Source organism: Limnochorda sp. (assembly GCF_047459355.1).
Classification (GTDB): Bacteria; Bacillota; Limnochordia; order Limnochordales; family Limnochordaceae; genus Limnochorda.
Map to the genome: position 1 here is coordinate 1 of NZ_VSCV01000106.1, position 1,197 is coordinate 1,197.

General features: G+C 69.7%; 3 protein-coding genes. All 3 read right to left on the minus strand.

Annotated features, from left to right (window positions below):
- On the minus strand, positions 1 to 287 hold a 287-nt coding region (locus FWJ67_RS11190; RefSeq protein WP_414482867.1), incomplete at its 3' end, for a hypothetical protein.
- 15 nt (positions 288 to 302) lie between these two features.
- Positions 303 to 428: a hypothetical protein gene (locus FWJ67_RS11195; RefSeq protein ID WP_304172937.1), complete on the minus strand. Its 126-nt coding sequence runs from the start codon at positions 426 to 428 to the stop codon at positions 303 to 305.
- Positions 425 to 1,197: secretin N-terminal domain-containing protein (locus FWJ67_RS11200; protein ID WP_414482868.1), on the minus strand; the 773-nt coding region annotated here is incomplete at its 5' end. The genes FWJ67_RS11200 and FWJ67_RS11195, both read right to left, overlap by 4 nt.

Here is a 1,197-nt window from a genome sequence, read left to right on the forward strand (position 1 = left end):
CCCGAGCCCACCCCTTCCTGGGGGAGGCTGACCCAGAGGCCCACGGCTGCCTGGCCCAGCTCGGTGGCCGCGGCCGGGTTGAGGAACACGGCTTGGCTTTCGCCGGAAGCGCCGGTCACGTCGGGGAAGGGGGCGAGGGCCAGATCCCCCGGCTGGGCCAGGCTGGCCGCCGGCACGAGGAGCCAGGCCGCCAGCAGGAGGGCGGGCACCGCCCAGGGGGTGCTGCGCCGCCGGCCTGCCCGGAGCCGATCTCGATCGAGCCTAGGAGCTGGGGTGTCTCGCCGCATGCCAGGGCCTCCTCCTTACGGGGTCAACAGCCGGGGCGTGATGATCACCAGCACCTCGGACGCGGTCCGCCGTTCCTTGGTGGACGAGAAGAGGAAGCGGAGGAGGGGCAGATCCCCCAAGACCGGCACCCGGGTCGTCACCTGTTCCTCGCTCTCCTGGACCAGACCGCCCAGGGCCAGGGTCTCGCCATCCCGCACCCGCCGGGCTCGTTCTTGAGCTGCCAGTCGAGCCCCAGCTCTTTGCGCCCTTCTTCGGAGACTTCGGTGACGATGGCCTCGATGGCCACCTGGGGGAGAGGCTGATCCACTTGGGCCAGGTCGGCCTCGATCCGCTCCAGGAGGTCCGGCGGCGCGGTGATGAGGGCCGTGTTGGTCTCGGGATCGAAGCGGACGTAGTTGGCGTAGTACTCCGAGACCAGCCGGCGGGCCTGGTCGGCGGTGGCGTGGTTGAGGCGGACGAGCCGGGTCTGGGTAAGCTGGCTGAAGATGGGGCTGCTCCGGTCCGCCTTGCCCACCAGGTAGGTGGTCTCATCCAGCTTCACGTAGGTGAAGCCGCCCGGGGCCAGGATCATCTGGAGGGCCTGTTCAAAGGGCACCTCGTTCAACTCGAGGGTGACGAAGCCCTGGACGCCCGGGTCGGTCAGGACGTTCACCCCCGCCTGCATGGCGATGTCCTGCAGGGCCTGGGTGATGAAGGTCTCGACGAAAATGTTGGAGACGCGCGGTGGCTCCGCGACCGCAGGGCTTTGGGGAGGGGCCAGGCCCACGTCCTCGGGGAGGCCCGCGAGGAACGACGGATCTCTCCCTTGGGCCGCCCCCGGGGAGGGGCATGCGGTGGCGATCACCAGAGCGACCAATACTGCTCCCCACCGCTGCCAGCCATGGTCCTTCCAGCGCATACCTGCAGCAC